Raw genomic sequence first — 13,947 nt, 5'->3', positions numbered from 1 at the left:
ATCTTGCAGCAGGGCGTCATTATCCGTGACGTCGACCGAATACGCAGCAGTAATATCAACACTGCGGTTGCTGAACGGGTCTGCGCTGATTTCGTAAACAGTAATCGATGCCACGGTCGAACAGCTTCCTTGAAAACGGCAATATCCCCCTTAAGGTTGAGCCAATACACGCAATAAGTGTTAATAATTGATTTACCAAAGTTGCGACGCAGTTAACCGTCCTGCTGCCGCGCAAACAAAAAGGCCCCGGATGAAACCGGGGCCTTCCGCTGTGGGTCAGAGGGGCAGATTACTCTGCGTTTTCCTCTTTCTTTTCTTTCTTTTCCGGAACGATCTCTTCGCCGGTTTCCTGATCGACGACTTTCATCGACAGGCGCACCTTGCCGCGATCGTCAAAGCCCAGCAGTTTGACTTTGACTTCCTGACCTTCTTTCAGAACATCCGACGGATGGTTCAGGCGGCGGTTTTCGATCTGCGACACGTGGACCAGACCGTCACGCTTGCCAAAGAAGTTCACGAAGGCGCCGAAATCGACGATCTTGACGACTTTGCCGGTATAGATCTGACCTTCTTCAGGTTCTGCCACGATCGAATGGATCATGTCATAGGCCTTCTTGATCGACTCACCATCGGGCGAGGCGATCTTGATCACGCCATCGTCGTTGATGTCGACCTTGGCGCCCGAAACCTCGACGATCTCGCGGATGACCTTGCCGCCCGAGCCGATCACTTCGCGGATCTTGTCGGTCGGGATGTTCATGGTCTCGATGCGCGGGGCGTGGACCGAGAAATCGTTGGTCTCGGACAGGGCTTTGCCCATCTCGCCCAGAATGTGCATCCGGCCTTCCTTGGCCTGTGCCAGGGCGGTTTCCATGATCTGCGGCGTGATGCCGGCAACCTTGATGTCCATCTGGAGCGAGGTGATGCCGTTTTCGGTGCCCGCAACCTTGAAGTCCATGTCGCCCAGGTGGTCTTCGTCACCCAGGATGTCGGTCAGAACAGCGTATTCACCGTCATCTTCCAGGATCAGACCCATGGCCACACCGGCAACCGGCGCTTTCAGCGGAACACCCGCATCCATCATCGACAGCGAACCGCCGCAGACAGAGGCCATCGAGGACGAGCCGTTGGATTCTGTGATCTCCGACACCACGCGGATGGTGTAGGGGAAATCGGTCGGCGCAGGCAGAACCGCCTGAAGCGCGCGCCATGCCAGTTTGCCGTGGCCGATCTCGCGACGGCCGGGCGAACCAACGCGGCCAACTTCACCCACCGAATACGGGGGGAAGTTGTAGTGCAGCAGGAAGTTCGATTTGAAGTTGCCATGCAGCGCGTCGATGAACTGCTCATCGTCACCGGTGCCCAGCGTGGTCACGGCCAGCGCCTGTGTTTCACCACGGGTGAACAGGGCAGAACCGTGGGTCCGGGGCAGAATCGAGGTTTCCGCAACGATCGAGCGGACATCGGTGGTCGAACGACCGTCGATCCGCTTGCCGCCCCTGACGACGTCGCCGCGCAGAATGCCGGCTTCCAGCTTTTTCATCGCGGAACCGAGGTTGCCGTCTTCCAGCTGCTCTTCGGTCAGCGCCTCTTTGATCGCTTCGCGGGCGGCGGAAACGGCGGCGGTGCGCTCTTGCTTGTCGGTGATCGCGAAGGCGGCGCGCATCTGTTCTTCACCGGCGGCCTTAACGGCGGCATAAAGCTCGGAGTAATCCGGCGCCTGGAAGTCAAACGGCTCTTTCGCGGCTTCTTCCGCCAGCGAGATGATCAGGTCGATGACCGGTTGGATCTGCTCATGCGCAAAGTTCACCGCACCCAGCATTTCCGCTTCGGACAGTTCGTACGCTTCCGATTCCACCATCATCACGGCGTCTTTGGTGCCGGCCACAACCAGGTCCAGACGCTGTTCGGGGTTCAGGCGCAGGTCCTGCATGTCGTCCACGGTTGGGTTCAGGACATATTCACCGTCGGTGTATCCCACGCGGCAGCCCGCGATCGGGCCCATGAACGGTGCGCCCGAGATGGTCAGAGCAGCCGAAGCAGCAATCATCGCAACGATGTCGGGATCGTTGACCAGATCGTGGCTCAGCACGGTACACATCACCAGGACTTCGTTTTTGAAGCCGTCAACAAACAACGGACGGATCGGACGGTCGATCAGACGCGCGGTCAGCGTCTCTTTCTCGGTCGGGCGCGCTTCGCGCTTGAAGAAGCCACCCGGAACCTTGCCGGCGGCATAGTATTTCTCTTGGTAATGCACGGTCAGCGGGAAAAAGTCCTGACCGGGCTTCTGTTCCTTGGCGAAGGTCACGTTGGCCATGACGCTGGTTTCGCCCAGGGTGGCAATCACGCTGCCGTCAGCCTGACGGGCAACCTTGCCGGTTTCCAGTGTAAGCGTTTCCTCGCCCCACTGCATCGATTTCTTCGTTACATCAAACATATGCGTATCCTAGATGGGAGCACTCCCGCCCCTGCGGGTCTCCCGTTTTGCGTGGCGGCCCCATTGCCGCCGACCCCAATTTATCTTCCATTCGAGTGCCGGGGTCAGGGCACAACGTCTCAGATACCGCGCGCATACATGAGAATGCGTTGGAAGGAAAGCGAAACTGCATCGGATGGCCGTTTCATGCCGGAACTGGCTAATGCTGCCACCGGGTGCAAAAGTTTCAAGCCCGAACAACGTTCAACTTATCAAGTCGCTGTTGGTTCTTCAGGTCCGGGGTTACGGGAACCCGGAACAGCATGTAGCGCTAACATATCCGCAATCGAATGCATTTTGTAAAAATATGAAGGCAGTATAAGCTCTTATCATTAAGCCTGCGGTCGAAATGACGGAAACGCGCCAAGGGGGTTAACTAACTCATTCCCGTCCGCCGACCGAATACCTTGGCGTTTGCAGACAGCGAACAGAAGGGCAATCGAATGGCACAAACAAAGAAGATGCTGGATCCGGACCCCCGGATTTACGACTTCGAAACGGAATATGAACTGGGGCAGGATAACGTCCGGCCGTTTGGCTTGGACATTCACAACCCGGTCTTTCTGATCTCGAGTATCATGATCTTTGCGTTCGTTCTGATCGCATTGGCCAACCAAGAGGCCGCAGCTACGTTTTTCGGCTGGCTCCGGCCTTGGCTGACCAGCACGTTCGATTGGTTTCTGGTCCTTTCGGTAGATGCAATCACCCTGTTTTGCCTCGTTCTGATCATCCTGCCCGTCGGCAGTGTGCGGATCGGCGGCAAGGACGCCAAGCCTGATTATTCCTACGCCGGATGGATTGCGATGATGTTCGCCGCCGGTATTGGTATCGGTCTTTTGTTTTTCGGTGTGATGGAGCCGGTCTACTACAACTTTGCCGAAGACGGGAATGCGCGCCCGCTGGGTATCGATATCGCTGTTCCGGGCAATGAGTATATCGGCGTTGTTGGTACTATTCACCATTGGGGGCTGGAAGGCTGGGCGGTTTACGCCGCAGTCGGCCTGAGCCTGGCGATCTTCAGCTATAATCTGAACCTGCCCCTGACTTTGCGTTCGGCCTTCTATCCAATTCTGGGTGAACGGGTCTGGGGCTGGTGGGGCCATATCATCGACACGTTGGCGGTTTTTGCCACGTTGTTCGGATTGACCACATCGCTCGGTCTGGGTGCTCAGCAGGTTGCCGCTGGCCTTTACGAGGTTTTTGGCATCGAACCCAGCCCCACCGTCGTAGTTCTGCTAATCATTGGCATTACGTTGATCGCGCTGGGCTCGGTTTTGCTGGGCATGGATGCGGGCGTCAAACGGCTGAGTGAGATCAATATGATCATGGCCGTGGGGCTGTTCCTTTTCGTCATCGCTGTGACAGGAATAGGCACCGCCATCGCGCGGTATTTTAACGTGATGACTGATTACGTGCTGCACCTGCCCGCGCTGTCGAACCCGTTCGGACGGGAAGACACCAGCTATTTCCACGGTTGGACAACCTTCTACTGGGCGTGGTGGATTGCATGGTCACCGTTTGTTGGCATGTTCATTGCCCGCATTTCAAAGGGCCGTACGGTGCGCGAGTTCGTAATCTGTGCGCTGCTGGCGCCAACAGCCGTCTGTGCCCTGTGGATGTCGACCTTCGGTGGCGCAGCCATCGACATGCTGAACGCAGGCGGAGCAGAAGGTGTGCGCGCGACCGTGATCGACAGCTACGCCCCTGAGGGAGCGTTGTTCGGTTTCCTGAAGGAGCTGCCGCTGTACGGCATCGTGGCCCCGATCGCCCTTGTCCTGATCGTGATTTTCTTCGTCACTTCGTCTGATTCCGGATCTTTGGTGATCGACACGATCACCGCAGGCGGCAAGATGGACGCACCCGTGGTTCAGCGCGTGTTCTGGTGCACTTTGGAAGGCCTGGTTGCCATCGCATTGCTGTTGGGAGGCGGTCTTTCCGCATTGCAGGGCGCGGCGGTTTCAACCGGCATCCCCTTTACGCTGGTGGTTCTGATAATGTGCTACTGCCTGTGGCTGGCGTTGAAATCAGAAAAGGCGAAAATGTAGAGCCGAAGATTTTTCCATGAACGAGACGCCCGCCGATTGGTGGGCGTCTTCGGTTTTGTGGAGCCTGCATAAAGTAAAGAGATCTGCGCGAAGTCTTGACCGGAATTTTACACCCGTCAGCGCGAAGAAAACCGCAAGGGCCGGGCGCTGCGCTTGATGCCGGATGCCGAACACCCGGGCGCAGGATGTCAGCAAGGCAGGGAAGCTGCCAACTTTACGCTGGCCGGGAAACTTGCCCGCTTTGCCGCATGTTCCGGGACGTTGCTATTGCGTTGACATTGAATACGCAGAATAGGACGTTCACGCGAAGAAAACCGCTTTGGACCACCCTTCGGAGGAATGAGTGTCAATTGTTGATGTCCTGGCTGCGCGACTGATCGAAGATGTCAAATCCAATGACCTGTCAGGTAGCTTTCTGATGCTTGGGCGGCAGGATTGGATTGGTGCGCGCCGGTCTGCGTCCGCCGCATTGTTCAGGGAATCCTTGCAGAAATACCTGCCCGGAGTGGCCGAAGCTGACCTTTGCAACCCGGATGATGGATATTCGGAAACGTTCTTTCGAAAGCTTGGGTTCTCGGAAGTGGATTCGCTGGATTTTTCGGATTTCGAAGGTGCGAGCATCGTTCAGGATCTCGCGGGGGACCTGCCTGAAAACCTGGTTGGTCGGTTTGACGTTGTCTATGACGGTGGAACATGCGAGCACGTGTTCGACTTGCCGACCGCCTACAGGAACATCGACAAGATGCTGAAGCCCGGGGGTGTGTTCATCGCACATTCGCCATCGAACAACTGGATCAATCACGGCTTCTATCAGATTTGCCCAGAGATCGTGTACGGCTTTTGGGTCAACGCCATGAACTATGAGGCTCTGAAATGCGTGTGGCAGCCATTGAGGCCATACGCCGCCCGTGACGTGGTGAAGATGACGGATCCCAACAAGACAAAGAAACGTCCGCGACCGCTGGGAACTTTTGGTCCGGGATTGCCTGTTCTTCTGGATTATGTGGTTCGAAAACCTGTTGCCGGCACCAAGACAAGTGCAAGTGTGTCGCAAAGTGACTATGCCACGCGCTGGGAAAACACGCAGAAAGCTTAGAACCAAGTGCCGCAACGGACATTCCCTGACGGCCACGGAATGCTCAGCTGCTCTGGCAAGTTAAGAGGGATGTATCGCTTGCGGCGGATCCAACGGAAAACGCCCGCCGGTTGGCGGGCGTTGAACCGGAAAACCCGGTTTCAGGTCATTTGCAAAAAAGCGCTTAGCGGCGGATGCCCAGCTTTTTGATCAGGTCCTGGTAACGTGCTTCTTCTTTGCCTTTCAGGTAGTCCAGCAGCTTGCGGCGCTGGGCAACCATCTTCAGCAGACCGCGACGACCGTGGTTGTCTTTCTTGTGGGTCTTGAAGTGCTCGGTCAAAGTGGTGATGCGCGAGGTCAGGATGGCAACCTGTACTTCAGGCGAACCGGTGTCGCCCTCTTTGGTTGCGAATTCTTTCATGACGCGTGCTTTTTCTTCAGCAGTGATCGACATCGGGGTCTCCTTCAAAGGTTAGAGTTGATGGCGCAGGCCGGGATGTCGTCCAGCACAGGCCCATGGAGAAAACCGCACCGATTCCGATGCGGATGGGCGCGTATAAGCGCATTTTCACTAAATGGCAAAGGGAATTTGCGGGCTCAGACCATCTGCCCGTACTGGGCCAGTTGCGCTTCGGTGATCAATTGAATGTCGGCCACCGTCATGCCTTGGGCCCCGTATACCTGCGCCACTTCCTGACCGTTGATCATGACCCGGGTCAGATTGGCGTTTTCAGCGTCAGGTTCCACCTCAATCTCCGGGTCAGCCTCATCCTCCCAAGTGACAAGCAACTTGTCCTCACCGGGTTGGAATCCCATGACGGTCACGTCTTCGTCACCCGGGCTCAGCACGATGTCATCGGCGCCCTGCCCACCGTTAACCACATCCCCGCCGCCTGCCAAAATGGTGTCGTCACCTGCGCCCCCATTCAGGAAGTCTTTTTCGGCTGCGCCTTCTTCGAGGCCAAAGACAAAGTCATCGCCGTCGCCGCCAAAGACCGTATCTTCACCTGCGCCACCGTTCAGGGCATCGTCTCCGAAACCGCCCTGCAACGCGTCATCATCGGCCCCGCCCGTCAGAGTATCGTCGCCCTGACCGCCATAGAGCTCGTCTTCGCCTTCGCCGCCATCCAGGGTGTCGTCCCCGAAATGGCCGAACAGGGCGTCGTCCCCCTCATTGCCGAACAGAAAGTCGTCATCCGCCTCTCCGTGCAGAACATCATCACCCTGACCGCCCGAAATCGTGTCCGTACCTTCGCCCCCGTGCAGAACGTCATCGCCCTTGCCGCCGTCGATGGTATCATCGCCGCCAAACCCGTTGATCTGGTCAACACCGTCCTGACCGGTGACCTGGTCCGGGCCATCGCTGCCGGCAATCACGAGATCTCCTTCGAATTCAGAGATTACGGTGCCAGTGGATGGGGTTTCGATGTCGGGGTTTACCGGGTCTTCGACGTTTTCGCCAATATCAAGAAACTCTCCGGTGTCGGGTTCCGTTTCCGGGTCCTCGTTGGGCCCGTCCTCTGAAACGTCCTCGTCTTCGATCAGCATGTCGCTCATCGCGTATGCGGCACCGCCGATGGCGGCGAGTCCGATCAATCCGGCCAGAAACATGACACCTCTCCGATCGCAGAATGCTCCGAGGGTGAACATCCCATGCAATTGGCGATCGGGTCAAAGTCAAGTTATTGAAATGGTTAATACTTTATCACCATTGCTCGGGCTGTTGGCTGTAGGCGACATAAAGCGGGTGCTTGGGGTGGCCGTCTTTGGTCAAGCCCAGATGGAACAGCGGCTGGCCGGTGTTGCGCAACAGGGTCTCCACCGCCGGGCCCCGGTCCAGATGCGCACCATGGGTGCCCCAGGCGGCGATGACCTGATCGGCCCACCGAACACCTTCAAGAATGGCGGCGTCATTTTCCGGGCCTACCGGATCGGCAGCGGCACGCATCTTGCGCGGATCGGTGTCGCGCCAGGCAAAGATGTTGGTCACCTGAAACGCGCCGAACCCCAGCGCCCGGGCACGACGTTCGCAGCGTTCAACCGTCGGGTCGTTCTGCACTTCGGTCGCGGTAGACGGGTTCAACATGACAAACAGCGCCTTGCGCCCTGCCGGGTCCCACACGCGGGTCAGGCTATAGCGGTATTTCTCGCAGTCGGAGTAGATGGCGGTCGAGGGCGCATCGCCCTTGGTGTGCGTTCGGGTGATCATGCCTTTCGCCTAACACGCGGTTCAGGCGGCGAACACCCGGCTGGGATGCAATTCGCCCGATTTGTAAACCCCCACGGCCACGGCCTTGCCATCCAGCGAGGCCCATGCCTCGTCGCCGTATTCAACATCCGAGGCCAACACCATGCCCGGGTTGCCATTGCGCAGGCGGGTTGCGCCTTCGGGGGTGCATTTGAGCTCGGGCAGGTCGGACAGGCCGGCTTCCAGCGGGTGCAGATAGTCGTCCAGCGCCGTGGTCTTTGCCATTTCGTCGATCTGTTCGATGCTCAACCCGTCTTCGGCGTCGAACGGTCCGGACCAGATCCGGCGCAGTTCCCGGACGTGGCCGTGGCATCCCAGCGCTTCACCCAGATCGCGGGCGATCGAGCGGACATAACCGCCCTTGCCGCAGGTCATCTCCAACACCACGTGATCCGGGTCGGGGCGGTCGACAAGGATCAGTTCTTCGACCCAAAGAGGCCGGGCTGTCAGTTCCACGTCTTCGCCGTCGCGGGCCAGTTTATAGGCGCGCTGGCCGTCGATTTTCACGGCGGAAAACTTGGGCGGAACCTGCATGATGTCGCCCAGAAACGGGGTCAACGCCCGCTTGATGTCTTCGTCTGACGGGCGGGCATCGCTTTCGGCGATCACTTCGCCCTCGGCATCGTCAGTGTTGGTGGCCTGGCCCAGACGGACAGTGAAGGTGTAGGCTTTCAGAGCATCCGTGATGTAGGGAACGGTTTTGGTCGCCTCACCCAGAGCCACAGCCAGCACGCCGGTCGCTTCGGGGTCAAGCGTGCCCGCATGGCCCGCCTTTTTGGCATCCATCGCCCAGCGCACCTTGTTGACCACAGCGGTCGACGTCATGCCCGCGGGTTTGTCCACCACCAGCCAGCCGGAAATGTCGCGACCCTTGCGTTTGCGTCCCATATAGCACCTTCAATCTTGCTGAGGCGCGCGACCTAGCGGATCGCCATCGTCCTGTCAATTTCAAGGTGCGTCTTCTACCACACCCACGATCGGCCCCAGCGAAAACCCGACATCGGACCGATTGTTCGCGCGGTCATACATGCGAGAGATATTGCCATCGAAGAACAGCGCATTCGGAGTTTCCAGCACGTCCCGGAACAGACGGCCGAATTCGTGGAATGTGACGTAATCTTCGGAAATCGCAAACACCGCACGGGTGCCATCGGCGCTGGTGCCCACCCCGTTGCGCACATAGAGCGAGGTCGAATCGGGCAGGAACCGGGGGTGCAGTTCACCATCGATCACCAGCATCGGGCCAGATTGGCTGGCGAACCGGCAGTCGGGGGCCCGGTCGATGAAATCCAGCGTCTCGAACACGTCAGCGCGGCCCTCGCGGATGCAGAACACGCCGTTGGGCAGCAGGCCGAAATTGCCGGGGCCGGGGTTGGAGATCACCCGCATGACCTCTTTGCCGTTCTCGACATAGTGGCCGACGGGCGAACGGTCATCGTGGTACATGCCCGCGTTCATTGCAAAGGCCAGACGCTTGCCGCCGGGGGCCAGCGCCTCGTTCACCGACGAGAAATGCCCCAGCAGATCCCCGTTTTCGTCGTTGAGAAACAGGCGCAGGTCTTCGTTTTCCGCGTCGACTTCGCAGACGGTATAGCGCTTGTCGTCATGGGTCAGCTTTTCGCAAGTGACCGCAGAGGCTTGCGCGGCCCAGACAACCGCGCCCAATGTGACGAATGCTCGGATCACTCGTCCAGATCGCGGCGCACCGCGTCCTGTTCGAACATGCGGCGGGTGTCGTCCAGGCGGTCAAACGTGTCATCAAGGCGGAACCGAAGATCGGGCGAGAATTTCAGGCCGACCTTTTTGCCAACCATGCGCCGCAGTTCACTTTTGTTGCGGGCGAGCAGATCGATCACGTCCTCCCGCCCTTTGCCGCCCAGCGGCAGCACATAGGCGGTGGCGATTTTCAGATCGGGCGAGGTGCGCACCTCGCCCACTGTGATCGACATGCGGTTCAGGTCGGGGTCGTGGACATCTCCGCGCGCTAGAACCTCGGACAGGGTGCGGCGGATCAGTTCGCCGACGCGCAGCTGTCGTTGGGACGGGCCGGGGCCATCGTGGAATTTGTTCTTTGCCATAATCCCCGATCTAAGCGCAAACCGGGGCTTTGCCAAGCGGGCGCGAACGGGGTAGGAGGCTTTGAGCAGTTTGCAGCAAGGGAATACCGCCATGACCCATATTCCGGGTATCGTCATCACAGGGGCTTCGGGCCGCATGGGGCAGATGCTGATCAAGACCGTAACCGACAGTGATCAGGCGCGTCTGGTCGGCGTGGTCGAGCGCAAAGGGCATGACTGGGTCGGTCAGGATGTGGGCGAAGCGATGGGTGGCCAGGCGCTGGGCGTCAAAGTTACCGATGACCCGCTGGAAGCTTTTGCGCAGGCACAGGCGGTGATCGACTTTACCGCGCCCGAGGCGACGCTGGACTTTGCCGCTTTGGCCGCACAGGCGCGTTGCGTGCATGTGATCGGTACGACCGGCATGACGGATGAGCAGATCGCCGCGCTGGAACCGGCCTCGCGCCACGCGGTGATCGTGCGGGCAGGGAACATGAGCCTTGGCGTCAATCTGCTGGTGCAACTGACCAAGAAAGTCGCGGCTGCACTGGATGAGGATTTTGATATCGAAATCATCGAAGGGCATCACCATCACAAGGTGGACGCGCCATCCGGCACCGCGCTGATGTTGGGCGAGGCCGCCGCCGAGGGGCGCGGCGTCAAACTGTCGGATGTGGCCGACCGGGGGCGGGATGGCATCACCGGTGCGCGCAAGCGTGGTGACATTGGCTTCCACGCCATTCGCGGCGGCGACATCGTTGGTGAACATGACGTCCTGTTCGCCGCGCCCGGCGAGCGCATCGTTCTGCGCCATCTGGCCAGCGACCGCGCGATTTTTGCCCGCGGCGCGCTGAAGGCGGCGCTGTGGGGGCAGGGGAAGGCACCCGGCCAATATGACATGGTGGATGTGCTGGGTCTGTGAGCCATAGACGAAGCGGTCGCCGACGCTAAGCTTTGATTCATGAGGATTCGGCGCTCTGGACTGGCAACCGGCATTCTGCTTGCGGTGTTTTACCTGACACTGTTGCCATTCGTTGCGCATGGCGTTGGAATGATTGGCAAAGGCCTGTCGCAGGACGCCGCCCGGAACAGCTATTTGTTCGCTGATGGTGAGAATGTCGGCAATGCCGCGATGTTGGTGCACATTCTGGCAGGAACTTTTTTGGTCGCACTCGTCCCGCTTCAACTGTTGAAGGGGCTGCGGCTCAGGTACAATCGATTTCACCGCATGATGGGAGCCTGTCTGGTGGCGCTGGCATGGATCACCGGGCTGGCGGGCATGATCTATATTCCCCTGCGCGGAACCATCGGAGGGCCGCTGATGTCTGCCTCCTTTTTTCTGTACGGGCTGTGTCTTTTCACGGCTGCGCTGATGGTGGCGCGCAGGGCTTTGGAAGGGGATCGCGCAGGCCATTGGGCATGGGGATTGCGGCTCTTCTGGCTGGCGTTGGGGTCGTGGCTTTACCGCGTGCATTACACACTGTGGTATCTGCTGACCGGAGGGGTGGGGTCAGAGCCCGATTTCTCGGGCCCTTTTGATCTGGTGCAGAATTTCGCGTTCTTTGTGCCTTATCTGCTGGCCGTGCAGATCTGGATCGCCCGCAGCCGTTCCGCTCATCAAAATGCCCTAGTCACAGGTTCCTGATCTTGTCGGCCCGCAAGGGGCAGGCGAGGTAGACGCCGAACTCGTTGCCGATATCCGCGCTGATGCGCGCGTGAACGGCCCCTTGCCGGTCAAGGAAACGCTGGTTGTCTTCAACCGGGAAAATCCCCTCGTGCCAGATGCCGGGATGGATATAGAGCCCCTTTGACCCGTCGCACCAGAATGCCACCACCTTTTCGAGGGTCAGATTGTCGCCGGGCAGGGCCGCGGGCACGATGAAGGGCTTGTTGTCCAGCGGCCAGAACATCTGCCCGCCATCGGGGTGATAGTTCATATGCCACAGCAACACTTGATCCCGCGGGGCCGTTTGTCGGTCGGTTTGCGCCTGTTGGGGGTCGGCGGACCAACCCAGCACATAGTGGCCTTTGACCGCCTCGTTCTCACCGTAAAGCACGTCACCCTGCCAATCGCATTTGAACGTGCCTTCAACCCAGCCGCCTTCGTCACCCGTGCCGTCGTCAATCGGTCGCCAGCCCTGCTGCGGCCAGCGTACGATCTCGATTTCAAAGGTTTCGGGGTCGTCGACCAAACAGCCGTACCCCTTGACCGTGCTGTCCGTCGCCCGGATCAGGGGAACCTCGTGCCACGGCAGGGATGGCTTGGAACTGGCCTCGAAGATGTACTCGGGTGCGGTCATGATGCCCCCAGGTGTTTGTCGACCATGCGCTGCACCATCGGTGCGAAATGGGCGAAATCCGGCGTCTCCATATCCGCCCGTTTGCCGGCCTCATCCAGATACCGGACCTGAATGATCTCTTTCAGGTTAGGATTGGATTCGAAGGCGGCGACTTCTTCGGCGCTCATCGGGCCGCCTTGCAGTTTCAAGGTATGGACCGAGGCGGCAGAGAGGCGGTTGAAATATTCGGGCTTGGTGGCGCAGAGATACCGTTTGGCGGCCACGTGATAGCGGCAGCAATCGGTGATGACCGAAGGGAAGAACTGTTCCAGCACCTCAGCACCCGCATCTTCGTGGTGGCGATCTTCGGTATCATCGGGGTGGTAGGTCCCGAACTCGGATGTGAAATGGCCGATATCATGCAACAAGGCGCCGACGATGATCTCTTCAGGCTGGCCGTTCTGTTCGGCGATGGTGGCGCCTTGCAGCATGTGCTGGGCCATGGTGACGGGTTCTCCAAGATATTCCTCACCGCCGCGGCGTTCGAAGATATCTCCGATGAAGGCGACGATATTGTCCCGGTTCAGGGTCGAGAAATCGGGCTTCATTCCGCTGCCTCCGGCTGCATCATCTCCATCGCCGCCAGTGTGGACAGCAACCCGTCCTTGTCGGCATAGCATCCCTGCAACCAGCGCGAACCGGCACCGGAATAGCCCAGCCGTGCATGCAGGACACGGGTGTTGTCGACGATGAAGCTTTCGCCCGGCTCCAGTTTGAACGACACGCCCATGGCCGGGTCGTCGATGATCTCGCCCAGTTGGCGATAAGCCGCGTAATAGGCTTCCATCCTGTCGAAAGGCACGTCCACGAAAGGCGCTGAGGAACGGTTGTTGAAGCGAATGCCAACCAGTTCGCCATCCGGCGACAATTCGATCATCGGACGGCGGGACCGCAGGCAGACACCGTCAGACCCTTTGTATTCAAACCGTGCCGGGTAGCCTGCCAGCAGCGCAAAACCTTCGGGGTTCTGCGCACGCAGCTTTTCGGCAGCGCGAAAGCCGTCGACCACGATCGAGTCGCCCCCTTCGGCGCTGTTTTCCAGACAATAGAGGATTTGCAGCGTCGGCACAGGGTCGCGATAGGGGTTGTCGGTGTGGGCCTGCAAGCCAAGCCCGGTATAGGCGAGGTTGGTCGGGTTCACTTCCGTCCGAACCTCGAAATAAGGGCCATAGTTGGTTTCGCGGACATAGCCGAACAGGTCGGCCACTTTCAAAAGCGACTCTGGTTCGGTTGGCCCGCCCGTCAGCTTGGCAAAGCCGTAACTCGCCACAGACGCCAGCCAGCTGCGTTTGGCCGCAGGGCTGGCATGAACCTCGTTCCAGTCGCCAGAGGGTGCGGCGATCCCGCCTTCCCAGGTGATGATGCCGGGGCCGGTGCGGCCCAGCGTGTCGTCCCGTTCGCAATCATAGTTGTGTTCGGCCAGCCATTCGGCCGGGAAAGTAACGGTTTTGTCTTCGGGCTGGAACGTAACCTGAAGGCCGCCCGCGACAACCTCGGCTGAACTGACCGAGATGTCAGCAGGGATATCGCCGATGGTGATCAGCCGCTGGCCGTTGCCCGGGGCCCGGGTTTCCGGGTCCAGCGCGTTGTCGCGCAACCAGACGGCGTGAAAGCGGGCTTGCGTTCCTGTGTCGAACGCGACGGTGACGACCGAAGTGTCATGGGTGGCGGTGCGCAGCATTTGGGGTCTCCTGTTCGGCGCGA

14 protein-coding genes are annotated in these 13,947 nt (G+C 59.3%); 4 read left to right on the top strand and 10 right to left on the bottom strand.

Translation table 11 applies throughout. The features are described from left to right. Positions 1-289: 289 nt before the first annotated feature. Positions 290-2,440 carry a polyribonucleotide nucleotidyltransferase gene (pnp, locus tag ACR0A2_RS09695; RefSeq protein ID WP_480834881.1) on the bottom strand — a complete coding sequence of 717 codons (2,151 nt, stop codon included), beginning with the start codon at positions 2,438-2,440 and terminating at the stop codon, positions 290-292. Positions 2,441-2,922: 482 nt separating this feature from the next. On the opposite strand from pnp, the gene ACR0A2_RS09690 reads away from it, so the two are divergent. Together ACR0A2_RS09690 and ACR0A2_RS09685 are read left to right on the top strand one after the other, a co-directional pair. Continuing rightward, complete coding sequence (locus ACR0A2_RS09690; RefSeq protein ID WP_152459384.1) at positions 2,923-4,524, top strand: BCCT family transporter; 1,602 nt, start codon at positions 2,923-2,925, stop codon at positions 4,522-4,524. Between the two features lie 343 nt (positions 4,525-4,867). Then, positions 4,868-5,620 carry a class I SAM-dependent methyltransferase gene (locus tag ACR0A2_RS09685; protein WP_480834880.1) on the top strand — a complete coding sequence of 251 codons (753 nt, stop codon included), beginning with the start codon at positions 4,868-4,870 and terminating at the stop codon, positions 5,618-5,620. A gap of 163 nt (positions 5,621-5,783) precedes the next feature. On the opposite strand, the gene rpsO is transcribed toward ACR0A2_RS09685, so the two are convergent. The 6 genes from rpsO to rbfA form a co-directional block, all read right to left on the bottom strand. After that, positions 5,784-6,053 (bottom strand): 30S ribosomal protein S15, encoded by a 270-nt coding sequence (rpsO, locus tag ACR0A2_RS09680; RefSeq protein ID WP_152459381.1) that lies wholly within the window; start codon positions 6,051-6,053, stop codon positions 5,784-5,786. Between the two features lie 143 nt (positions 6,054-6,196). Further along, a complete protein-coding gene (locus ACR0A2_RS09675) occupies positions 6,197-7,210 on the bottom strand; it encodes a calcium-binding protein (RefSeq protein WP_480834879.1) in 1,014 nt (337 codons plus the stop codon). A 94-nt stretch (positions 7,211-7,304) separates the two neighbouring features. Then, on the bottom strand, positions 7,305-7,808 hold the full coding sequence (locus ACR0A2_RS09670) for a DUF1643 domain-containing protein (RefSeq protein ID WP_152459379.1): 504 nt from the start codon (positions 7,806-7,808) through the stop codon (positions 7,305-7,307). A gap of 21 nt (positions 7,809-7,829) precedes the next feature. After that, positions 7,830-8,735 carry a tRNA pseudouridine(55) synthase TruB gene (gene truB, locus ACR0A2_RS09665; protein ID WP_480834878.1) on the bottom strand — a complete coding sequence of 302 codons (906 nt, stop codon included), beginning with the start codon at positions 8,733-8,735 and terminating at the stop codon, positions 7,830-7,832. A 60-nt stretch (positions 8,736-8,795) separates the two neighbouring features. Beyond that, positions 8,796-9,533: a phosphodiester glycosidase family protein gene (locus tag ACR0A2_RS09660; RefSeq protein WP_480834877.1), complete on the bottom strand. Its 738-nt coding sequence runs from the start codon at positions 9,531-9,533 to the stop codon at positions 8,796-8,798. Further along, a complete protein-coding gene (rbfA, locus tag ACR0A2_RS09655) occupies positions 9,530-9,925 on the bottom strand; it encodes a 30S ribosome-binding factor RbfA (RefSeq protein WP_171640081.1) in 396 nt (131 codons plus the stop codon). Before rbfA ends, ACR0A2_RS09660 begins: the two co-directional genes overlap by 4 nt. 91 nt (positions 9,926-10,016) lie before the next feature. Here rbfA and dapB point away from each other — a divergent pair, with 91 nt between their 5' ends. Together dapB and ACR0A2_RS09645 are read left to right on the top strand one after the other, a co-directional pair. Then, the gene (gene dapB / locus ACR0A2_RS09650; protein WP_171640079.1) at positions 10,017-10,826 is read left to right on the top strand and encodes a 4-hydroxy-tetrahydrodipicolinate reductase; all 810 of its coding nucleotides are present in this window, start codon (positions 10,017-10,019) and stop codon (positions 10,824-10,826) included. A gap of 39 nt (positions 10,827-10,865) precedes the next feature. After that, on the top strand, positions 10,866-11,549 hold the full coding sequence (locus ACR0A2_RS09645) for a DUF2306 domain-containing protein (protein ID WP_480834876.1): 684 nt from the start codon (positions 10,866-10,868) through the stop codon (positions 11,547-11,549). Here the strand turns inward: ACR0A2_RS09645 and ACR0A2_RS09640 are convergent. From ACR0A2_RS09640 to tmpA, 3 genes are read right to left on the bottom strand one after another with little or no spacing between them, the layout of a single operon-like run. Beyond that, entirely contained in the window at positions 11,536-12,204 is a 669-nt protein-coding gene (locus tag ACR0A2_RS09640) for an ureidoglycolate lyase (protein WP_480834875.1), read from the bottom strand. The two genes, ACR0A2_RS09645 and ACR0A2_RS09640, sit on opposite strands and share 14 nt — an antisense overlap. Further along, positions 12,201-12,791: a (R)-1-hydroxy-2-trimethylaminoethylphosphonate oxygenase gene (tmpB, locus tag ACR0A2_RS09635; protein WP_171233459.1), complete on the bottom strand. Its 591-nt coding sequence runs from the start codon at positions 12,789-12,791 to the stop codon at positions 12,201-12,203. Before tmpB ends, ACR0A2_RS09640 begins: the two co-directional genes overlap by 4 nt. Further along, positions 12,788-13,924, bottom strand: a complete 1,137-nt coding sequence (gene tmpA, locus ACR0A2_RS09630) for a 2-trimethylaminoethylphosphonate dioxygenase (protein WP_480834874.1) — start codon at positions 13,922-13,924, stop codon at positions 12,788-12,790. Before tmpA ends, tmpB begins: the two co-directional genes overlap by 4 nt. Between the last annotated feature and the right edge of the window lie 23 nt (positions 13,925-13,947).

The sequence above is a fragment of the Ruegeria sp. H8 genome (assembly GCF_056532905.1).
This window is presented reverse-complemented; position numbering and strand designations above follow the sequence as displayed.